The organism is Arthrobacter sp. TJ-58 (genome assembly GCF_058269295.1).
In genome coordinates this window covers 61,813-82,436 of sequence record NZ_JBZCNM010000009.1, presented here as the reverse complement: position 1 = coordinate 82,436, position 20,624 = coordinate 61,813, and the positions used below count along the sequence as shown (strand labels likewise).

Here is a 20,624-nt window from a genome sequence, read left to right as displayed (position 1 = left end):
GGGTGCGTTAGCGTGGGTCACGAGGGTCTCCGTTGGCCGATACGAGTGTGGTAACCCATATCGAACCGGAGACCCTCGCCTATTTAACTCTTGCCACGCCGTTCACAACCACCGTAAGAGTTACACCTAGGGCGCCTTGGGCGTCGCCCGTTAGCCAGGAACGACGCCGGGGGGGGTGCCGACGACGGCGAACGCCGGCCGCGGCGGGGGCTGGCGGGATTTCGGGCCGGTGCTAACCTGAGAGCATTCGAAAGTGTGTTCTAGGGAGGTTGCGCGGTGCCCGTCTTTTCTTCCGCTCCCGCCCCGCGTTCCGGCGGCGCGAATGAGCAGCAGCCCGCCCGCGGCTCCACCCTTCCCGCCGGGTTCGCATCGCCGGCCCAGGATTATTACGACGCCGGAATCGACCTGAACAGACACCTCATCCGTGATGCCACCTCCACGTTCATCATGCGGGTCTCCGGCGAGGCCATGAACGGAGCGGGCATCAGCGACGGAGACGAGTTGATCGTGGACCGCTCGCTGACGCCCAGGGACGGGTCCGTCGTCGTCGCCGTCCTCAACGGAGAGCTGATTATCCGCCGGCTGCTGCTGACGGGACAAGGCATTTTCCTGCATGCGGACAGCCCTGATTCCGTGGACATCCGGGTGCCGGATCCGGCGGAACTGTCCGTGTGGGGCGTCGTGACCCGGTGCCTGCACCATGTTTGAGGCGCTTGATGTTTAGCTTCCGACATGGCTGAGCGGCACCGCATCGCCCTGGTGGACGTCAACAGTTTCTACGTCTCCTGCGAGCGCGTCTTCGATCCCCGGCTGGCCGGCATTCCGGTGGTGGTGCTCTCCAACAATGACGGCTGCGTGGTGGCACGCTCCGATGAGGCCAAGGCGCTCGGCATTAAGACGGGCGAGCCGTGGTTCAAGCTGGCCGAGGCCGCCCCCAAGCTGGGCCTGGTGCAGCGCTCCAGCAACTACGAACTGTACGGGGACCTGAGCTCGCGGGTGATGCAGCTGCTGGCACGCTATTCCTCCGAGCAGGAGATCTACTCGATTGACGAGTGCTTCCTGCATCTGCACGGCACCGATGAAGAACTGCGGAACCGGGGCACCGAGATTCGGGCCGGCGTGGCACGGAACATCGGCCTGCCGGTGTGCGTGGGGATCGGACCCACCAAAACCCTGGCCAAATTCGCGAACCGGATCGCCAAGCAGAATCCCCACATGGGCGGGGTCTGCAACCTCGACGCCCTGGGTCCCGCCGTCGTCGACACCATCATGTCCCGCGTACCCGTCACCGGATTATGGGGTGTGGGTGCGCGCAACGGTACGCGACTGAACGCGCTGGGCATCTATACCGTTGCCGACCTGCGCGCCGCGGATCCCGCCGCCATCCGCGCCAAATTCTCCGTGGTGCTGCAGCGGACCGTGTTGGAACTGAACGGCACCGCCTGCATTCCCATGGAGACTGAGTCCGCGGACAAGCAGCAGGTGCTGTTTTCGCGCAGCTTTGCGACGCCGGTGGTCACCCGGGAATCGATGCGCCAGGTCATGAGCCTGTATGCGCAGAAGGCGGCGATCCGGCTGGCGAAAGAGGGACAGCTGGCCACCGTCATGACGGTCTTCGCGGCCACATCGCGGTTCAGCGGCAAGGAGGGCTCCTCGCCCTCGGCCACGGTGCGGCTTCAGCGGCCCACGGCCGATCCGCTGGTGCTCACCCGCGCCGCCATAGCCGCCATGGATCCCCAGGTGGTGGAGGGCGCCCGGTATGCCAAAGCCGGGATCATGCTCTCCGGCCTTTCCCCTGCCGGCGTCGAGCCGGCGTTCGACCTGTTTGACGCGGGGCCGGAGCAGAAGGACATCGGCCCGCTGCTGGCGCAGGTGACGGACAAGTATGGCGCCGCCAGCATCGGGCTGGGCCTGGCGGGAATGTCCTCAGCCAAGCCGGACTGGTCCATGGCCCGGAATTTCGCTTCGCCGCGCTACACCACGGAGTGGTCGGACCTGCCGGTGGTGAAGGCGGTCTGAACGCGGGGCAGCGGACCTAGCGAGGAACCGCGGATGCTGTCCGGCCTCGATAACCCGGGGGCCGCGGCGTTGGGTCGGGCGTTGTCTCAATGCGTCGCCGCTTTGGACGACACCGAGCTGGACGGTTAGGACTCAGCTGCTGGAAACTCAAGCAGGCTTGCGGTGATTCCGGCAAGGAATTGCGAGCCCAAGCCTGTCAGGGAGATCTCCTTGCGTTTTACCCCGGTGCGCGGAACATCCACTTCTGCACTGTGCAGGAAACCTGTGTCCTGCAGCCTTTTCAGGGTGCGGTACAGACTGCGCTCGGTGATCTGCCACCCGGTGGCTGCGGCAATATCGGCTGCGATGTGGGCCACCGTTACCGGCTGGCTGTCGGCGACCGCCCGCAGAATCACCGGCGTCAGCATAGATTTTTTGTAGGTCTCCACCCAGGATTCAACCCGGGCCTGAACCCATTCCTGTTCCTCGCCGGGACGGGCCACGCTCAGTCTTCCCATCCGCGGCCCAGCACGACGCCGGAGAGATGGATGAGCAGCCCGGTGCCCCAGGCGGCACTCATTACGAGTGTGGCGCCGAACCAGGGGGTTGCCAGGAGCTCATGGGCCGCGGCGCCGTCGGCTCCGCCGGCCGAACCGAGGGAAACCGCACGGATGACGGCATGCAGGTTGAAGGATGCCGTTACGGTGACAAACGCCAGGGTGTGCGCGATGGCCAGCCCAAAACGGATCATGGTGAGTTTCCGGTAGTTGTGCCAGAACCAGACGACGATTCCGACTGCCACAAGGGCGGTGAGGATCCCGGCGAGAAGGGTAATCTCTCCTCCGGTGAAGGCGATCACGGCTTGTATTGCCGTCATAACGAGAACCAGAACCAGAAGGTACGGCAGGAGCACCGACCGGGCGTTGACATGGGCCTGAGGCTGGGTGGAAGTAGTCATGTCAGGCACCGTACCAATGGAACACTACCGAAGGAAGAGTAGTTTTCTCTGTGAGGCACCGACTAAGCCGTGCGAGGCTGGTGGTATGGACTTGACGGTATCGCCCGCGCTCACGATTCCCGCGTCGGAACTGAGCTGGCGTTTCTCGCGCTCCTCAGGCCCGGGCGGTCAGCATGTGAATACCTCGGACAGCCGCGCGGCGCTTTCTTGGAATGTGGCTGCTTCGGGCGCACTGTCCGACACCCAGAAACAAATACTGCTGAGGCGCCTCAAGCGGCGTCTGATTGCCGGAACCATCACTGTCACGGCCTCGGAGCAGCGCTCCCAGCTGCGCAACCGGGAGATTGCCCTGGCCAAACTTGCCGAGATGGTGGCTGAAGGTCTCGCGCCGGAAGCTGCCGCCCGGCGCAAGACCAAACCGACCCGGGGCTCGAACCATCGGCGCCTCGACGCCAAGAAGCAGCGCTCCGCCACCAAGCGGCAGCGGCAGCGTCCGCCCACCGACTAGCTGCCCGCGCCGCCCGGCTCGAGCTGCCCCCACATCGGAAAAATCCACCAGACTTGTCGAGACCCGGCCGAGGAACTGCATCCCCAGCCGGGTCATCGACTGCCTCGGTGCTGCCGCGCCGGCGCTATTTCTGCAGCGCTTTTCCTTCGGCGTCCAAGTAATCGCGCCAGGACCGCTTCGGCTTCCAGCCCAGCATCCTTTGCGCCTTCGCGGTGGAGATGCCCGAAGCGTCGGTGCGGTCCAGATCACGCAGTTCGATCTGGTCGCCGTAGTACTTCGTCAGCACCTCGGCGAAGTCATGGCCGCCCACGTTGTCCGGTGAAGCAATGTAGAAGACTTCGTGTCCGGGCAGGTCCGATTCGGTTGCGAGCACAATCGCATCGGCCAGGTCATAGACGTCCACGTAGCTCCACAGTCCGGCGCTGAGGACCGAGCTGTCGCGGATCTGCGGCCCCAGGTTGTTCTCATAGTTGCCCTCGAACTGCACCCAGCTGGGCCGGATCGAGATGCACTGGATGTCGGACCGGGCAACAGCGGCGTCCATGAGCTGCTCGCCGAAATGCTTGGCGAGCGCGTAGGGGTCCTGCGGGTGGATCGGGTGCTCTTCGTCCACGGGAGCATAGTCCGGAAGGAAACCGCGCTCCGGAAAGAAGAAGCCGGGCACGGTTTCGCTGGAGATAAAGACAAAGCGCTTGACGCCGAAGCTGACCGCAGCTTCCAAAATATTGAACGTCGCCATGAGGTTGTTCTGGAAGACAACGTGGGGGGCGTGGCCCGTGGGCTCGGGGATCGCGGCGACATGCACCACCGCGTCCATTCCCTTGGCCAGCGCGTAGGCTGCACCTGCATCAGTGAGGTCAGCCATGATGTAGCGGGGCGCCCCCTCCGGCTTCCGCTCGTACGAGGGGCGGTCGAGGTCAGTGGTGACGACTTCATGTCCGGCGTCGATCATTGCCTGCGTTGTGGCACGTCCGACTTTTCCGTGGGCTCCGGTGATGAGGACTTTCATGGCTGCTCCTTGGGTTATTGCACGTCGCCCGAGTATAGGCCACGGAAAGGAGGGCCACGTGACGGCAGACACTGCGCCGCAGACACATAAACCGCACACACAAAGGGGTCCGCTTCCCGTATAGGAAGCGGACCCCAACAAACTGTCGAGCTAACAAACTGTGGAGCTTAGGGGAATCGAACCCCTGACCTTTTCATTGCGAACGAAACGCTCTACCAACTGAGCTAAAGCCCCAAGCCCGGCGCTTCGCCCTAAGGCCGGCCGGACAGCCCCGAGGGGCATAACCCCGATTCTAGACCCGGGCACAGGTTCATAGGCAAATCGCCGCGGCGTTCTGACGGCCCGCACTACCTGCGGCCGCTCCTTCTCTGGTTGCCGCTTCCGGTGCGGCGCTATCCTGACAGTCCGGGCGGCAGCACTCCCCCGGCCGCACTCCCAGCGAAACCGCACCGATCAGCGAACGCCCAAAGGAGCAGTGCCATGACCCTCATCGAATCCGTACTTGCCGAACGTCCCGACGGCGCCGGAACGGACCTGGAAGCCATCTCCACCTGCATCATTGCCTGTTTTGACTGCGTGCAGGTCTGCACCGCCTGCGCCGACGCCTGCCTCAGCGAGGACATGCTCGGTGACATGGTGGAATGCATCCGCAAGGATCTCAACTGCGCGGACATCTGCGCTGCCACCGGAACGGTGATCGCCCGGGTCGGCACCAGGCACGCCAGCTATCCGGACAGCACCACCGCACTGCTGCGTGCCTGTGCCGCCGCCTGCCACCAGTGCGCCGAAGAATGCGCCCAGCATGCCGCCGAACACGGACACTGCCGGATCTGCGCCGAGACCTGCCGCCGCTGCGCCGCCATGTGCGAGGAACTGCTGGTGGTCATGTCCCGCGGCTGAACGCGGCGGCTGCTCGGCTACGTGGCAGAGGCCAGCACCATTCCGCGGACATAGGCGGCCTGGCCCACATGCTCCAGCCCGTCACCGAGGATGCTGATCAGCCGCACCCCCAGGGTCACGGGAGGATCCCACGCCTCATCCACCACCTGGTCCAGGTCTTCTCCGGTGAGACCGGAAACAAAGGCCGCCGTGCGAGAGTGCACCGCTTCGTAATAGCCCAGCAGCACCTCGGCGGACTCCACCTGCACGGCCGAAACCTGCTCCGAATCGTGGCCGTATCCGGTGTCTTCAACAGCCAGCGGCAACCCCACCCGTTCGTACCAGCCCTCTACGGTCCAGGCCTGCTCGTGCCCGGCCAGGGGAGCAATCTGGGCGTCCTCACCCCGGGCCAGATGCCAGATCAGCCAGGAGATGGAGTTGCCCTCCGGATACGGGCGGTGGTTCAGTGCCCGGGCATCCAGGCCGTGGACCGCGCGGCGGACAGTCTGGGGAAGCCTGCCAAAGGCATCAATGAGGAGATCGCTCTGTTCCATGTAGGTACTCCGGAATCTTGTAGTGGGGGAACCGCCGCAATCCTTTCACGCACCGAAGCCCCGGAACAGGGCACCGGCACGGGCAAATGCCTTTGAAGAAAAACCCGCCGCCGGCCGGGTGCATCCTGCTCCGGCGGACCTACCATTGCTCCCATGAGTTGGACCGACCAGCGTCCTCCGTGGCTTCCTCCGATTCCTTCGCCCAACCGCGGCCGGATCCGCATAGTGGTGGGCATCGTCCTGGTTGTTTGCTGCATGCTGGGCATCCTGGTGGTCGCCTTCCTGGGCGAAACACTGAGCATGTACACCTGGTGGCCGCTGGCCACAGGACTCGGCCTGCTCATGTCCGGCCTGCTCAGCCGCCGCCGAATGCCCTAGCTTCACCGGTGCACAGTCATACCCGCCTAAGATGGGGCTCATGACTGATGCCTCCGACGCCGGCGCGCCAGCACCCGTCCTCTCCCCGGGGTCCGGCGCCGGCTCCCTGTCCCAGACACTCTCGCGCGGCATTCAGGCCCTGGAGCTGCTCGCCGAGGCCGAGACGCCGCTGACCATCGCCGAACTGTCCCGGGGACTCGGCGTGCACCGCTCCATCGCCTACCGCATTTTGCGCACCCTTGAGGCACATTCGCTGGTCATGCGCGACGACGGCGGCCGGGTCACGACGGCACCCGGGCTGGCTGCGCTGGCCCGGGGCGTATCGCGGGACCTGCAGTCCGCAGCCCTGCCCGAACTCACCGCACTGGCCGACGAACTCTCCATGACCGCCTTCGTGGCCGTGTGGGACACCCGCGACTGTGTCACCCTCGTGACGGTGGAGCCGCGCCACAGCCGCACGGCGCTGGTGCAGCGCCCCGGAACCCGGCATTCCTTCGCTGCGGGCGCTCCGGGCATCGCCATCCAGTCCGCCGTAGGTGAGGAACAATGGGCCCTGCTCGCTCCGGGACAGCCCTATCGGCCGGAATCAGCGCTGGCCCGCACCCGGGGCTACGCCGTCAGCCACGACGAGGTCATTCAGGGCGTTTCCGCCGTCGCGTCACCCATCACTGCTTCCGGCCAGCTGCCCGCGGCAGTGTCCGTGGTGTACTTCGGATCCGGCCGTGACGAGGAAACCCTGGGCCGCCGGCTGGCCGAAAGTGCGCGGCTGATCTCCTCCCGGCTGACGTAACCGGCCAGCCCCCAATAAGTTAGGCAAGCTTTCTCTTGCTGGCAACAGGCCACCGGCAGGCCTATAACAAGAGACATGGAAGCCTTGCGCACAATCCGGAATTATCCGGTGGTGGCGGCGACCGTCGTCGTCGGGCTGGCGGTGGCCGCACTCCTGGGAGCGGACCTGCACACCGCGGCCGCTTGGACCGCCTCCGGCTATGCACTGCTCGTCGCCGCCGTGACCGCTGCCCGCATGATCCGTGACATCCTGTGCGGCCACTGGGGACTGGATATCCTGGCCGTTGTCGCCATCGTGTCCACCGTAGCCGTGGGCGAATACCTTGCCGCCCTGATCATTGTCCTGATGCTCACCGGCGGCGAAGCCCTGGAAGACTACGCCGCAGGGCGCGCCCGCGGCGAGCTCGACGCCCTCCTGGCAAAGGCGCCGCAGGCAGCACACCGGCTGCCGCCCAACAGCGAGACTCCCGTGGACATCCCGGCCGACGACGTCGTTCCGGGCGATGTGCTGCTGGTCAAACCGGCAGAACTCGTCCCGGTGGACGGCGTACTGCTGAGTGCAGAAGCCAGTTTCGACGAGTCCTCGCTGACCGGCGAGCCGCTGCCGGCGGGCCGCACCGAAGGCGACAAAGTCATGAGCGGCTCGGTGAACGGTACCCGGGCTGCACTGATCCGGGCCACGGAGACGACGGCGGACAGCCAGTACCAGCGCATCGTTGCCCTGGTGCGCGAAGCCGCGGAATCCAAAGCCCCCGTGGTACGTCTGGCGGACCGGTTCGCCGTGCCGTTTACCGCGTTCTCGCTGCTGCTTGCAGGAGCGGCATGGCTGCTGACGGGCAACCCGGTCCGCTTTGCCGAAGTGCTGGTGCTCGCCACGCCCTGCCCCCTGTTGATTGCCGCACCGGTGGCCTTCATGGGCGGGATGAGCCGATCGGCCCGAAACGGCATCATCGTCAAGGGCGGAGCCACCCTGCAGCAACTCGCGCGGGCTCGCAGCATCGCTTTCGACAAGACCGGCACCCTCACGTACGGCAGGCCTGAACTTGCGGCCGTGGAACCCGCGTCGGCTTTTGCGGCTGAGGACGTGCTGCGTCTGGCCGCCTCCGCCGAACAGTATTCCTCCCATGTGCTGGCAGCCGCGGTGCAAAACGCCGCCCGCGAGCGCGGCCTGCAGCTGAGTCCGGCAACCTCCGCGTCCGAATACGCCACCAACGGCGTGCGCGCGGAAGTGGACGGGCACACGGTCCTGGTGGGCAAGCGCAGCTTTGTGGCCGCGGAGGCTCCGGAAACGGCGGACGGCACCGGCACCCAGCAGCACGGCGGGCAGCAGCACGGCGGGCAGCTTCGGGTCTATGTGGCCGTGGACGGCCGTTTTGCCGGCGTCCTGCTCCTGAGCGACACCCCTCGGCCCAACGCACGCGCCACGTTGGAGCGGCTGGCCTCGCTTGGCCTGGAGCCGCCGGTCATGCTCACCGGCGACGGACGCGCCTCGGCCGAAAGCACTGCCGCCGCCCTGGGCATCCGGGAGGTCCACGCGGAGCTGCTGCCTGAAGACAAGGTTCGGCTGGTCGCCGCCCTGCCGGACCGGCCTGCCGTCATGGTGGGCGACGGCGTGAATGACGCACCGGTGCTGGCGGCAGCCGACGTCGGCATCGCCATGGGAGCCCGCGGTTCCACTGCCGCCGGGGAATCCGCTGATGCCGTGATCGTGGCGGATGACATCTCCAAGGTGGCCGACGCCGTCGTCATCGGCCGGCGGACGATGCGGATTGCGCTGGGCAGCATCTGGCTGGGGATTTCACTTAGCGTGGGCCTGATGCTGGCGGCTGCGTTCGGGTTCATCCCCGCCGTGGCCGGAGCCCTCATTCAGGAACTCGTGGACCTGGCCGCCATCCTGAACGCCCTGCGCGCCCTGGGCGGCGGGCGGCCGTCCGCTGCGCCCAAGCCGGACGCAGCCCTGCCGGCCCAGGTGGGCGGCTCAGCGCCGCGGGCCGCTCAGAACTGAATCCCTCGCCCCCGTCCACCGGAATGGGAGCAGGTTCCCCCGAAGGTGTACACCGGCTCATCACGACGCGGCCTGTACTCCACGGTCTCCATGAGCGGACACCATAGGCGCCTGACTCATCGCGGCACAGGCCGGAAACCGGGTCCGCAGTCCGACTGCACGCCAAAGACAGGGATAATGGACGAGGTCCGGCCGCAGCTGCGGCCGGCTGCGGCCGGTTCAACAAGCTAGGGGACGTCCATGACCTTGATCGATAACGGTGTGTATGTGGACGGCAAGCGGCAGCACACCCCGGAAAGCCTCGACGAGACGTTCGAACTGACGCGCAGTTCCGGCGGAATGGCCTGGATTGGCCTGTACCGTCCCGATGACATTGAGCTGCTGGCGGTGGCCGAGGAATTCGGCCTGAACCTGCTGACGGTGGAGGACGCGCTGGCGGGCCATCAGCGTGCCAAGCTGGAGCACTACGACACCACGCTGTTTACGGTGCTGCGCCCCGCCCGCTATCTGGACGACGTCGAACGCGTGGAGTTCGGCGAGCTGCACGTTTTTGTGGGGTCGAATTTTGTGGTGACGGTCCGGCACGCCGAGTCCCCGGACCTGGGCCGCGTCCGCAAACGCCTCGAGCAGGAACCGGATCTGCTGGCGCTGGGACCGCATGCCGTGCTGTACGCCGTCCTGGACCAGGTGGTGGATGAATACGCACCGGTGGCCGCGGGACTGGAGAACGACATTGACGAGATTGAGGACCAGCTGTTCGGCGGGGATGTTGAGGTGTCCCGCCGCATCTACGAACTCTCCCGCGAAGTCATCCAGTTCCAGCGGGCCATCTCTCCGCTGGAGGACGTGGTGGGTGCCCTGCAGCGCAGTGCCGACGAGTACGGGGTTCCCGCGGAGCTCCGCGACAACTTGGGAGACGTCCTTGACCACGTCCTGCGCCTGATCGACCGGGTGAACGCGTACCGCGCCCTGCTGGAGAATGCCCTGAACCTGTCGTCCACGCTGGCCTCGAACCGGTTGGCCGAAACCAGCATTGAGCAAAACGAACAGGTCAAACGCATCTCGTCCTGGGCTGCCATCCTCTTCGCCCCCACCCTCGTGGGCACCATCTACGGCATGAACTTCAACAACATGCCGGAGTTGGACTGGGAATGGGGCTATCCGCTGGCCCTGGTGGCCATGGTGGTCATGGGCGTGGCCCTGTACGCGACGTTCAAGCGGAACAAGTGGCTTTAGGCGGTTTCCTCCTCCTCAAAATGGATGATCTGGCGCAGGGCCCGGCCTTCGGCCAGGTCATCCATGGCCTTGTTGATGTCCGACAGCGGGATCCGGGCGGACACCAATTTCTCCACCGGCAGCCTGCCACGGCGCCAGAGGTCGGCAAAAGCGGGGATGTCACGGGCTGGAACCGCTGATCCCAGGTAACTTCCGATAACGGTCCGGGCTTCCGCCACCAGAGTGAGCGGCGAAATCTGCGCCAGCGCAGTTGGAGCGGGGAGCCCTACCGTGATCGTTGTTCCGCCGGGTTCCGTCTGCTGCACCGCGGTTTCAAAAGCACGCGCGTTGCCGGCGGCTTCCACCACGACGGGCGCCCTGATGCCCTTCGTTGCAGCGTCCGACGGCGTGTACGCCGCCGCTGCGCCCAGAGCCAGTGCCTGCTCCAGCTTCTCCTCGTTGGCATCAACGCCGATGACCTCGGCGCCCAGGGCCCGGGCCGTCAGCAGTGCAGCCATTCCCACTCCGCCAAGGCCCACCACCATGAGGGTGTCTCCCGGTTCAGGCCGGGCCAGGTTGAGCACGGCTCCGCCGCCGGTCAGGACCGCACAGCCCAGCAGAGCCGCAACCTCCGGCGGCACGTCGGCCTCCACTTTCACCACGGACCGCTGATCCACCACGGCGTGGGTGGCAAAACCGGACACTCCAAGGTGATGCAGCACGTCCGCGCCGCCGCGGTGCAGCCTGACCTGCCCGGACAGCAGCGTGCCTTTGGTGTTTGAGGCCGTCCCCTCACTGCAGGGCAGCCGCCCGTCGGAGGCGCAGCCGCGGCACTTTCCGCAGCGCGGGAGGAAGGTCATCACCACCCGGTCCCCCGGAACCAGATCGGTCACTGAACCGCCGACACTTTCGACGATTCCGGAGGCTTCGTGGCCCAGCAGCATGGGAACCGGCCGCGTCCGGTCCCCGTTTACGACGGACAGGTCCGAGTGGCAAATACCTGCGCATTCAATCCGGACGCGGATCTCGTTGTCCCCCGGATCATCCAACTCCAGGTTGCAGACGGTCAGCGGGCGGGAATCCGCATATTTCGGCGGCGCCCCTATCTGCTCAAGCACTGCTCCCCGGATTTTCACCGTACGCTCTTGTGGACCTCGTCCACGTGCAGGTCCGCACCCTTGGTTTCCTTGACCATGCTGACGGCAGTGAAGGAAATGACGCACAGGACCATGATGTAGATGCCGATCGACGGCGACCATCCCGTTTCGTTCAGCAGGGCCTGCGCAATGGTCGGCGCGAATGCCCCGCCCAGAATCGCCCCGAGGGCGTAGCCGATGGACACCCCTGAATAGCGCACCCGGGCAGGGAACATCTCCGCATACATGGCGGACTGGGGTCCGTAGGAGAGGCCCAGTCCGATGGTGAGCACAAAAATCGCCACGGCAAAGGCGATGATGTTGGTGGTGTCGATCAGCAGGAACATGGGAACCGACCAGAGGAAAACCCATGCGTAGCCAATTTGGAAGGTGCGGATCCGGCCGATCCGGTCCGAGAGGATCCCGCCGTAGAGCGTAAAGATCAGCCAGCCGAAGGATCCCAGGGTGGTGGCCAGCAGGACGGAGGGCCGGTGCATGCCCAGCCCGCCGGCTTCGGGCTTGCCCGCGGCGTAGGAGGCGAAGAACGCGATGACGAGGTAACCGGCGGCGTTGTTGGCAATGAAGATCAGGGCGCTGAGGATAACTTCGCGGGTGTTGTGCTTGAACAGCTGGCCCAGGGGCGCGGAGGACTCCTTTTTGCGTTCCTGGATTTCTTTGAAAATGGGGCTCTCATCGACGGACCGGCGAATGAAGTAGCCGACACCGATCAGCACCACGGAGAGCAGGAACGGGATCCGCCAGCCCCAGGCCAGGAACTGGTCCTCGGTCAGGCTCGTGCTCAGCACGTACATGACGAAGGTTGCCAGGATCATTCCGATCGGAACGCCGATCTGCGGATAGGCGCCGAACATCCCCCGTTTGTTCACCGGGGCATGCTCAACTGACAACAGCGCTGCGCCTCCCCATTCACCGCCGGCCGAGAAACCCTGCAGGATGCGCAGCAGCACCAGCAGGATGGGGGCAGCCACTCCGATCTGCGCGTATGTGGGGACCAGACCGATCAGTGAGGTGGACGCGCCCATCATCAGCAGGGTGAAGACCAGCATTTTCTTGCGTCCCAGCCGGTCGCCAAGGTGTCCGGCCACGATGGCGCCGAGAGGGCGGAACAGGAAGCTGATGCCGATGGTGGCGAAGGACACCACCTGTCCCAGCGGTCCCTCGCTGACCGGCCCGAAGTACAGGGTGGCCAGGACCAGCCCTGCGGCCTGGGCATAAATGAAGAAGTCGTACCACTCAATGGTGGTGCCCACCAGCGTCCCGGCAAGGACCTTCCGCTCTTCCCGGGTCATCCGTCCGGTCGACGGCGTACCTGCAATGCTGCTGCTCATGAAAAACTCCGTTGTTTATTCAGCGAAAGATTTACTGAAAGGTTGGTCGGTAAATCCTGCGGTTAAAATACACTGAATATGGCGCGCATCACAGTTGCTGAACCTCGTGTCCCCAAGTACTGGCCGGTGCCGCCTAAAAGTACCCGCCCTCATCCTGGACAGCACGGGCCTCCAGAACTTCTTCACGGTCTCCACGTCATACGTTGTCCGTCGGTTTTCCGTGAACGGAGAAGTCCACTGCACACTGTGGAAGCCGGGCCATGCCTCTTTGCCGCTTCGACAGATGAGTATCGTTCCTCCCGGATCCGGAAAAGATTTCCCTCGCTGCGAGGATTGCAGAGAAGGTTCGTGCTGGGTTAGTCTCAAATAAGTGGCCCAGAAGTGCGCCCATCTTTCCGCTACATGCGTGCTGGGGAAAATATGGACCACAAATTGCGCCCGCTTATTCGACTCGATCTTGACCCTCGTTCTGCGGTCATTGAAGTTGCCGGATGCCTCACCCTCGGAGGCTCCCAGGCGCTCCTGCCACTGATTAAGCGGCTCGGATCACTGTTGCGGGATGATGCCCGCTCGGTGACAGTCGATGTGACCCATGCCCAGCACATTGATGCTGAAGGACTGGCCTATCTGCAAGGTCTCCAATCGATGCCTCCGGGAACCCTGCCAGGCTTTTCCGCAAGGATTGTCCTCCGAACACCGGACACACTGCCTGAGTGCCCTGTCCTCGTGCTGGCCACGGCGGATGCCGGCCAAGCAGGGAAAAGGAGCGTCAGCCAATGAGAATCCGGCACTTCAAACCTTTCTCCCCCGAAAAGCTCCGCTCCCTCGGTTTCCCCACCGACCCCACTGATACCCAGGGGCTCGCCGCATTGCCGACGGAGACCCTCAACGGGCTTATCGACCGGGTCTACGAACAGTTGGACACGGATTATCCGTCGCTTGAAGCCGCGGAGTGGTTCAATGCCCTGACGGATACGCTCAGTGAACGCGGCGAAGAAAAAGACAGCCTGAACCGTCCAGCCTGAGGCTCGACGGAGGATCCCGGCGTGTGCCGAGGTGCCCTCGATATGCGATTCACGGGGATAAACTTCCTGGTCCGCATGTAGTATCGGTACTATCCGAGCCGTGGCACGGAACCTGTCTTTCCTCGAAGCGGCCCCCGCCGGACCGGCAAGAACTGGCCCCGAAACGAATGCGAGGCCCAGCATGGCTGCCGACCTTCCGCTCGACGAACTCTCCACCACCTTTGCGCGCATCCAGGGGCTCCTGCTGACCGAGGAAACCGTCGGTAAAGCAGTAAATTTGCTGGCTGAGGCTGCCAGGGAATCCATTCCGGGAACCATTGGCGCCGGCGTTTCACTGATGGACAAACAGGGCCGCAGGACCAGCACAGGCTCGACCAACAATGTTGTGAAGCAAGCGGATGCGCTGCAGTATGAGCTCCTTGAGGGGCCGTGCATCGCAGCTTGGGCAGCCACAGAGACCGTCCGCAGCGACGACCTGACCGTGGAAGACCGATGGAGCGTCTGGAGCCCGCGTGCCGCAGACTTGGGGATCCGCTCTGTCCTGAGCACTCCGTTGGTGTTCCATGCCGAATCCGTGGGCGCCATTAAGGTTTACTCCGATCGCCCCGGAGCCTTTGACGAGCGCAGTGAACGCCTCTTGAGCCTTTTCGCCGGACCGGCGGCCACCCTGCTGGCCAACGTACAAGCCGCTGATTCCCCCCGCCGCATCGGTAAGCAGCTCAAACAAGCCATCGCCACCCGCGACAACATTGCTTTTGCCCGCGGAATCCTTATGGAACGCGAAGGTCTCACCGAGGATGAATCAATGCTGCGCCTCCTTGGGATGGCCCGCGGCAACGGAGAGACGCTCCGGTCTGTCGCGCAGGCGGTTGTCGCGCGCAGCGGAAGCCACCAGGGTTAAGGGCAGCAGATGGGCTTTGACACGGTGGAACCGGAGCAGCGGCGGCGGTTGCGGGAGGCGTTGAGCCAAGCCGGTTTGGGTGTTTCTCAGCTTTGGATGCAGTACTTCAGCATCGGCGGGGAGGCCGGTGAGTACGAAGTTGACGCTTATCTGAACGGCTCCCTGTCCCTGCCGCCGCTCCAGCGCGACGTTTTGGCGCACGCTGCCAATGAACTGATAGACAACCTTCCACCCCGGCTCCGCGCGCCTTACTGCGACGAGGTGGGTCAGGTTTCCGGGGGCTTCAAGGCTCACGGTGATGACTCCTTTGAGCAGGAAGGCTCTTCGTGCGATCCGCCTCACGGAGGTTCCGGGCCCGGCAAGGGGTAGCATCACTCGGAAGTTACAGACGCGGCCCCGGAGAAACTCCGGGGCCGCGTCCTGGGGCAGAGGGGGTTACTCCTTGTTCATCTTGTCCTGCACTGCTCCGGCCGCCTTTTCTACTACGTTGGGGATATCTGTGGTCCCGTAGTAACGGGCGTCCACGCGGGTGGGCGGCGGCATGGGGGCCGACGTCGTAGGACCGTCGTGGTAGCTGAACTCGCCGTGCCCGTCCGGGGTGGGACCGGACGCCCAGCTGCCTTCAGAGGCTGCCGCACCGTCCGAGAAGTTCAGATACTGGTAGGACACTTCACGGTATTCCTTGTTCAGCGGGAAGTTGCTGGGGACCGGGAGCTGTTCCATGTTGCTGGCCTGGAGCTCCAGTGCCGCGGTGGTCCACTGGTTCTGATGCATGGTGTCACGGGCCAGAAGGAACGAGAGCAGGTCCCGGATTCCGTGGTCATCGGTCATGTGGTAGAGCCTTGCGACCGCGAGGCGGCCCTGCATTTCGGCGTTGGCATTGGAGGTGAAGTCAGCCAAAAGGTTGCCGCTTGCAGTGATGTAACTGCCCTGCCAGGGGTTGCCGTTGGCATCCACCGGCCGCGCGCCGGCGCCGGCAACGATGGCATGCTGCACGTCCATGCCTCCGACCACGGCCGCCACTGTGGGGTCATTCTGAACAGCGTCTTCCGTGATTCCCAACGGCGCCTTCTCCAGCAGCTGCGCAATCATGACGGCCAGCATTTCCACGTGGCCCATCTCCTCCGCCCCGATACCGAAGAGCAGATCCCGGTATTTGCCGGGGATGTGCGTGTTCCAGGCCTGAAACTCATACTGCAGGGCGACGGTAATTTCCCCGTACTGCCCGCCGAGGACTTCCTGCAGCTTGCGGGCGTAGACGGCGTCCGGCTGGTCAGGAGTGGATTTGAACTGAAGTTCCTGCTTGTGGAAAAACATAGGTACCTCCGTGGGGGGTTGGAGCACCTGGGTCCGCGCCGCTGTGGAGCCGGCGAACCGGTGCGCGTGTCCTCAACGTAGCCCCGCAGCAGCCCTCTGGAAAGGGTAGTCAACCTACTTAGTATCTCTTTCCTTTCAGTTGGGTCAGGACCAGCACAAAAGCCTGAATAGCGCTGATATGCTCCCCCGGATGAGCAATATGTGCGCCCGCACCGCACAGCCTGACGGGAGCCGAAGCAGAACTGGTTAGACTGCTCCAATGCCCCATGATGAGCAGCACCAGGACACCGACAGCCAGCCGCAGGACCGGGAACAGCACGGGCGGGAGAGCCGGGGCATCCCGGCGGCCGCAACGCGGGTGACCGACGATTTCACCGTGCGCCGCCACACGCTGCCGTCGGGCCTGACCTACACCACCACCACCGGACGAATGGTGTTTCGCCGGGAGGAAACCAAGGACGGGAAGTCCGAGGGGTTCCAGCCCAAGGCAGAGATTTTCCTCGTTGCCTACACCGCGGACGAAGATACAACCGCCGACACGGACACCACCGGAACAACCGAGGCCGCTGCCCCCGCCCCCAACCGGCGGCCCGTGGTGTTTGCGTTCAACGGCGGCCCCGGTTCCTCCTCCGTGTGGCTGCATATGGGCCTGCTGGGCCCGCGGATGGTGGACTCCGGGGACGTGGGTTCGCTGACTCCTCCTCCGTTTGGCCTGGTGGACAACCCGGAAACCATCCTGCAGCACGCAGATCTGGTGATGATCGATCCGGTCAACACCGGCTTCTCGCGCGTGGTGGACGGCAATGAGGCCGGCGAATTCCACGGCTTCGAGGAGGACCGCGACCTGGTGGCCGAGGTCATCCGGCTCTGGACCACCCGCAACAACCGCTGGCTCAGCCCGAAGTACCTGGCTGGCGAGTCCTACGGCACGCTGCGCGCGGTCGCCGTCGCGGGCCGCCTTTTTGACGCCTACGGCATGGCCGTCAACGGTCTGGGACTGATTTCCACGGTGCTGAACATGGCAACCCTCGATTTCGCCCCGGGCCGCGACACCCCCTACGCGCTGCACCTGCCCACCTACGCAGCCATCGCCCACTTCCACGGCCGGCATGGGGACCGTGAACTCGCCGCAGTGGTGGCCGAGGCAGAAGACTTTGCCGGCCGGGACTTCGGCTACGCGCTCACGCAGGGCGCCCGGCTCACCGCGGAGGAGTACGACGACGTCGTTCGCCGGCTTGCCGAAATCACCACCCTGGATCCGGGCTTCATCCGCCGCACCGATCTGCGCTGGGACTATGCGCAGTTTTCCGCGGAGCTGCTGCGCAACGAGAACCTGGTGGTGGGGCGGATTGACGGCCGTTTTACCGCCCCGGGTGCCAACCAGCAGGACTCCATCAACTGGGATGACCCCAGCCTGCGCGCCATCAACGGACCCTACTCGTCCGCTATCAACCACTATGTGCGGGCGGAGCTGGGCTACGAAAACGACCTGCCGTATGAAATCCTCACCGGCCGGGTCCAGCCCTGGAGCTACAAGAACTTCGAAGGCGTTCCCGTTGACGTCACCGGCACCCTCGAGCGGCTGCTGGCGCACAACCCGGCCCTGCGGGTGCATGTGGACTACGGCTATTACGACGGCGCCACGCCCCATTTCGCGGCGGAATACGTGTGGGCGCACATGCGGCTGGACGATGCAGCCCGGGCACGGTTCTCACATCACTATCACGAGGCCGGCCACATGATGTATCTGAAGCCCGAATGCCGACTGGATCAGCTCTCAGCCCTGGCGGATTTTGTCAGCGCAGGCTGAGCCTGCGCCGTGCGGGCCTGCCGATCGGGACTAGCGGCTCGCGAAGTGCCACCAGATTCCGCCGACAAAGACTGTACCGGCGGCAAAAGCCAACCCCAGCTCCACCAGGATGCCCAGCCCCATGGCCTTCAGCGCCGCGTAGCTGGCGGACCAGGCCGCGGGCAGGCTGCGGCGGCGGAAGTACTCGCTCAGCAGCAGCCCCACGGCAAACCCGACGATCAGTCCCACCACGGGAATGAAGAACATTCCCACCACGCCCACCACTACCCCTGCCAGAACCGAGGTGTTGGGCACCTGGCGCTGCTTCAGCCGCCGGCCCGTCAGCACCGCACTGGACAGCAGGCCGGCAAGGGCGAGCACCGATCCCACGCCGAAGGCCCACCACGCGGCGGCACTCTGCAGTCCGAGCGCCCAGCCCAGCAGCGCCGCAATGATCAGGATGCTGCCCGGCAGGACCGGAATAACAATTCCCGTCAGACCCACGGCAACGGCAAGGGCAGCAATGACGGTTATGACGATGTCGGGATCCATCCCCCCAGTCTTCCATTTGCCGTCCGCCCTCAAGTGCAGCTCTGCCGGGCGGGTGGAGTAAATAGTAAGGTTACTTATAAGGTTGCATTTACAGCCCGATCCACCGAATGGCAACAGGAGACACATATGAGCACGGAATCAGGCAACAACAGCCGGGCCGGAGCCAACGACTCCGACCGCTTTGCGCCCGCTGACGAGACCCAGGTCCTTCCGACCGGAGAGGCAGCGCCGGCGCATCCTGCCGGTGCAACCGCCGCCGGCAGTGCAGCGTCCGCCGACGACGAAGGCCGCACCCGGGCACTGCCGCTGAGCCACACCAAGGATCCCAACGCGGATTATGCCGACGACGGCGCCGGGTACAGCCCGGACACCGGCAACACCCGCACCGGTGTTACCCGCACCGGCGACACCGCCCGCCCCGGCGCTTCCGACGGCGCCCGAACCGGCGGGAATGCTGCCCGCAGCACGCGCACCGGCTCCGCCCTGCCGGAGAAGGCCAACCGCGAAGCCCTCCTGGCCCTGGAAAAGGAACGGTTCGGCGGCATGAAGTTCGGTGCTGCCTTCTTCGGCTGGCTGACCGCCACCGGCATGGTGGTGCTCTTGTCCGCACTGGCCGCGGCCATTGGTGCCGCCGTCGGCTTCTCCACCGACAATGACCTGGGCCAGTCGCTGGACCAGGCGATGGCCAACCAGAGTGCCGGCATCATCGGCACCGTCATCCTGCTCGTGATCCTGCTTCTGGCCTACTTTGCCGGCGGCTACGTGGCAGGCCGGATGGCACGCTTCAACGGCTTCAAGCAGGGCCTGGCCGTCTGGTTGTGGGCCCTGATTGCCGGAGTCGTGGTGGTGGTGCTGGGACTGATCTTCGGTGACGACATCCGAAGCATCAGCCAGCTGAACACGGTGGCCCCGCTGCCGGAGGACCTGGACGGTGCCGGCGCGGCAACGTGGCTTGCCGTGGCTGCCACGCTGGCTGCGACCCTGGTCGGCGCGCTGTTCGGCGGCCTGGCCGGCATGCGCTACCACCGCCGGATCGACCGCGCCGACTTCAGCGACACCGAAATCCGCGCCTAAGCGAAACGAAAAAGAACCGGCCCGCACCTTTTGGAAGGTGCGGACCGGTTCTTTTCCGCATCGAAATGCCTGTCCGGTTACGGAGTGGGCATTCCGCCGTTGACGTTCAGGGTTTCACCAATCACGTAGCTGGACTCCGGGGAGGCCAGGAAGACATACGCCGGTGCGAGCTCGGTCGGCTGGCCGGCGCGGCCCAGCGGGGTGTCCTTGCCGAACTCCGGCAGGGCATCCTTGGGCTGGCCGTCGGAGACCTGCAGCGGCGTCCAGAACGGGCCCGGAGCCACGGCGTTCACGCGGATGCCCTTGGGCGCAAGCTGCTGCGAAAGGCCCTTCGTGAAGTTGTTGATGGCCGCCTTGGTGCTGGCGTAGTCCAGCAGGAACGACGACGGGCTGTACGCCTGGATCGACGTGGTGTTGATGATGCTCGATCCGGCGGGCATGTGCGGCAGTGCAGCCTTGGTGATCCGGAAGAAGGCGTAGATGTTGGTCTTGAACGTGTCATCCAGCTGCTCGTCGGAGAGGTCTTCAAGGCTTTCCACGGCGACCTGCTTGCCGGCGTTGTTCACCAGGATATCGAGGCCGCCCAGGGCCTCAACTGCGTCCGCTACCAGCTGCTTGCAGTAGGCAAGATCGCGCACGTCACCGGGAAGGGCCACGGCCTTACGGCCGGCAGCCTCCACGAGGCGCACGATTTCCCGCGCGTCTTCCTCTTCCTCGGGCAGGTACGCCAGCGCGACGTCGGCGCCTTCGCGTGCGTAGGCGATGGCCACTGCGGCGCCGATGCCGGAGTCAGCGCCGGTAATCAGGGCCTTGCGGCCTTCCAACCGGCCGGTTCCGCGGTACGAATCCTCGCCGCGGTCCGTCTGAGGCTCCAGGGTGGCGTCCAGTCCGGGCTCGGGCTGGTCCTGCTTCGGCGGAGTAATCGTCGGGAAGCGATCCACGGGATTCTGGAAGGTGTACTGATCGTTTGTGCTGCCGTTGGTCATAGAGTTTCCCCACTTTCGGTAGGTCATTCTGCATGCGGTACGCCAGGTGAGACAGTCACTTTTACTGCCCCAAGAGAAGCGTAAGTATGCTTACTACCCTAGACCTGCGGGCCCGATGGACTCAAGTTTTGTGCACAGCCGCGCCGAACCGAGGTGCAGGCGGACGCGCCTCGAGAGTCCTGCACCAGGAGGATCTGCGCTA

Annotated in this window: 22 protein-coding genes and 1 tRNA gene; 13 read left to right on the top strand and 10 right to left on the bottom strand. The window is 64.9% G+C overall.

Going from position 1 to position 20,624, the window contains the following annotated elements:
• Window positions 1-276: 276 nt before the first annotated feature.
• Both AC4D2W_RS17215 and AC4D2W_RS17210 read left to right on the top strand, forming a co-directional pair.
• Window positions 277-708 carry a LexA family protein gene (locus tag AC4D2W_RS17215; protein WP_490928153.1) on the top strand — a complete coding sequence of 144 codons (432 nt, stop codon included), beginning with the start codon at window positions 277-279 and terminating at the stop codon, window positions 706-708.
• A gap of 24 nt (window positions 709-732) precedes the next feature.
• Window positions 733-2,019, top strand: a complete 1,287-nt coding sequence (locus tag AC4D2W_RS17210) for a Y-family DNA polymerase (RefSeq protein WP_490928152.1) — start codon at window positions 733-735, stop codon at window positions 2,017-2,019.
• Between the two features lie 125 nt (window positions 2,020-2,144).
• Here the strand turns inward: AC4D2W_RS17210 and AC4D2W_RS17205 are convergent, their stop codons facing one another.
• Window positions 2,145-2,501 carry a helix-turn-helix transcriptional regulator gene (locus AC4D2W_RS17205; RefSeq protein WP_490928151.1) on the bottom strand — a complete coding sequence of 119 codons (357 nt, stop codon included), beginning with the start codon at window positions 2,499-2,501 and terminating at the stop codon, window positions 2,145-2,147.
• 2 nt (window positions 2,502-2,503) lie between these two features.
• On the bottom strand, window positions 2,504-2,956 hold the full coding sequence (locus AC4D2W_RS17200) for a hypothetical protein (protein ID WP_490928149.1): 453 nt from the start codon (window positions 2,954-2,956) through the stop codon (window positions 2,504-2,506).
• An 85-nt stretch (window positions 2,957-3,041) separates the two neighbouring features.
• Here AC4D2W_RS17200 and arfB point away from each other — a divergent pair, with 85 nt between their 5' ends.
• Window positions 3,042-3,464, top strand: coding sequence for an alternative ribosome rescue aminoacyl-tRNA hydrolase ArfB (arfB, locus tag AC4D2W_RS17195; protein WP_490928148.1), 423 nt, complete (start codon window positions 3,042-3,044; stop codon window positions 3,462-3,464).
• A 124-nt stretch (window positions 3,465-3,588) separates the two neighbouring features.
• On the opposite strand, the gene AC4D2W_RS17190 is transcribed toward arfB, so the two are convergent.
• Together AC4D2W_RS17190 and AC4D2W_RS17185 are read right to left on the bottom strand one after the other, a co-directional pair.
• Window positions 3,589-4,473: an NAD-dependent epimerase/dehydratase family protein gene (locus tag AC4D2W_RS17190; protein WP_490928147.1), complete on the bottom strand. Its 885-nt coding sequence runs from the start codon at window positions 4,471-4,473 to the stop codon at window positions 3,589-3,591.
• A 161-nt stretch (window positions 4,474-4,634) separates the two neighbouring features.
• Window positions 4,635-4,707: transfer RNA gene (locus AC4D2W_RS17185), tRNA-Ala, on the bottom strand.
• 246 nt (window positions 4,708-4,953) lie between these two features.
• Between AC4D2W_RS17185 and AC4D2W_RS17180 the strand changes: the two genes are divergently transcribed.
• Window positions 4,954-5,373 carry a four-helix bundle copper-binding protein gene (locus tag AC4D2W_RS17180; protein WP_490928146.1) on the top strand — a complete coding sequence of 140 codons (420 nt, stop codon included), beginning with the start codon at window positions 4,954-4,956 and terminating at the stop codon, window positions 5,371-5,373.
• Between the two features lie 17 nt (window positions 5,374-5,390).
• Here the strand turns inward: AC4D2W_RS17180 and AC4D2W_RS17175 are convergent, their stop codons facing one another.
• On the bottom strand, window positions 5,391-5,906 hold the full coding sequence (locus AC4D2W_RS17175; protein WP_490928145.1) for a mycothiol transferase: 516 nt from the start codon (window positions 5,904-5,906) through the stop codon (window positions 5,391-5,393).
• A gap of 153 nt (window positions 5,907-6,059) precedes the next feature.
• Between AC4D2W_RS17175 and AC4D2W_RS17170 the strand changes: the two genes are divergently transcribed.
• The 4 genes from AC4D2W_RS17170 (at window position 6,060) to corA (ending at window position 10,314) form a co-directional block, all read left to right on the top strand.
• Window positions 6,060-6,284: a hypothetical protein gene (locus tag AC4D2W_RS17170; RefSeq protein ID WP_490928144.1), complete on the top strand. Its 225-nt coding sequence runs from the start codon at window positions 6,060-6,062 to the stop codon at window positions 6,282-6,284.
• Between the two features lie 40 nt (window positions 6,285-6,324).
• Complete coding sequence (locus AC4D2W_RS17165; protein WP_490928143.1) at window positions 6,325-7,074, top strand: IclR family transcriptional regulator; 750 nt, start codon at window positions 6,325-6,327, stop codon at window positions 7,072-7,074.
• A gap of 75 nt (window positions 7,075-7,149) precedes the next feature.
• Window positions 7,150-9,078: a heavy metal translocating P-type ATPase gene (locus AC4D2W_RS17160; RefSeq protein WP_490928142.1), complete on the top strand. Its 1,929-nt coding sequence runs from the start codon at window positions 7,150-7,152 to the stop codon at window positions 9,076-9,078.
• A 240-nt stretch (window positions 9,079-9,318) separates the two neighbouring features.
• A complete protein-coding gene (gene corA / locus AC4D2W_RS17155) occupies window positions 9,319-10,314 on the top strand; it encodes a magnesium/cobalt transporter CorA (protein ID WP_490928141.1) in 996 nt (331 codons plus the stop codon).
• Here corA and AC4D2W_RS17150 read toward each other — a convergent pair.
• Both AC4D2W_RS17150 and AC4D2W_RS17145 read right to left on the bottom strand, forming a co-directional pair.
• The gene (locus AC4D2W_RS17150; protein ID WP_490928140.1) at window positions 10,311-11,429 is read right to left on the bottom strand and encodes a zinc-binding dehydrogenase; all 1,119 of its coding nucleotides are present in this window, start codon (window positions 11,427-11,429) and stop codon (window positions 10,311-10,313) included. The two genes, corA and AC4D2W_RS17150, sit on opposite strands and share 4 nt — an antisense overlap.
• Window positions 11,426-12,778, bottom strand: coding sequence for an MFS transporter (locus AC4D2W_RS17145; protein ID WP_490928139.1), 1,353 nt, complete (start codon window positions 12,776-12,778; stop codon window positions 11,426-11,428). Before AC4D2W_RS17145 ends, AC4D2W_RS17150 begins: the two co-directional genes overlap by 4 nt.
• Window positions 12,779-13,554: 776 nt before the next feature.
• On the opposite strand from AC4D2W_RS17145, the gene AC4D2W_RS17140 reads away from it, so the two are divergent.
• The 3 genes from AC4D2W_RS17140 to AC4D2W_RS17130 all read left to right on the top strand — a co-directional run bounded on the left by AC4D2W_RS17140 (window position 13,555) and on the right by AC4D2W_RS17130 (window position 15,073).
• On the top strand, window positions 13,555-13,803 hold the full coding sequence (locus AC4D2W_RS17140; RefSeq protein ID WP_490928138.1) for a hypothetical protein: 249 nt from the start codon (window positions 13,555-13,557) through the stop codon (window positions 13,801-13,803).
• Between the two features lie 181 nt (window positions 13,804-13,984).
• Entirely contained in the window at window positions 13,985-14,704 is a 720-nt protein-coding gene (locus AC4D2W_RS17135; protein WP_490928137.1) for a GAF domain-containing protein, read from the top strand.
• Window positions 14,705-14,713: 9 nt separating this feature from the next.
• On the top strand, window positions 14,714-15,073 hold the full coding sequence (locus AC4D2W_RS17130) for a hypothetical protein (RefSeq protein WP_490928136.1): 360 nt from the start codon (window positions 14,714-14,716) through the stop codon (window positions 15,071-15,073).
• Between the two features lie 66 nt (window positions 15,074-15,139).
• On the opposite strand, the gene AC4D2W_RS17125 is transcribed toward AC4D2W_RS17130, so the two are convergent.
• The gene (locus tag AC4D2W_RS17125) at window positions 15,140-16,021 is read right to left on the bottom strand and encodes a manganese catalase (protein WP_490928135.1); all 882 of its coding nucleotides are present in this window, start codon (window positions 16,019-16,021) and stop codon (window positions 15,140-15,142) included.
• Window positions 16,022-16,280: 259 nt separating this feature from the next.
• On the opposite strand from AC4D2W_RS17125, the gene AC4D2W_RS17120 reads away from it, so the two are divergent.
• Entirely contained in the window at window positions 16,281-17,831 is a 1,551-nt protein-coding gene (locus tag AC4D2W_RS17120) for a S10 family peptidase (RefSeq protein ID WP_490928134.1), read from the top strand.
• A 30-nt stretch (window positions 17,832-17,861) separates the two neighbouring features.
• Here AC4D2W_RS17120 and AC4D2W_RS17115 read toward each other — a convergent pair whose 3' ends face one another.
• On the bottom strand, window positions 17,862-18,362 hold the full coding sequence (locus AC4D2W_RS17115; RefSeq protein ID WP_490928133.1) for a DUF456 domain-containing protein: 501 nt from the start codon (window positions 18,360-18,362) through the stop codon (window positions 17,862-17,864).
• Between the two features lie 126 nt (window positions 18,363-18,488).
• Here AC4D2W_RS17115 and AC4D2W_RS17110 point away from each other — a divergent pair, with 126 nt between their 5' ends.
• Window positions 18,489-19,436: a hypothetical protein gene (locus AC4D2W_RS17110; protein ID WP_490928132.1), complete on the top strand. Its 948-nt coding sequence runs from the start codon at window positions 18,489-18,491 to the stop codon at window positions 19,434-19,436.
• Window positions 19,437-19,513: 77 nt separating this feature from the next.
• Here the strand turns inward: AC4D2W_RS17110 and AC4D2W_RS17105 are convergent, their stop codons facing one another.
• On the bottom strand, window positions 19,514-20,422 hold the full coding sequence (locus AC4D2W_RS17105; protein WP_490928131.1) for an SDR family oxidoreductase: 909 nt from the start codon (window positions 20,420-20,422) through the stop codon (window positions 19,514-19,516).
• Window positions 20,423-20,624: the final 202 nt, after the last annotated feature.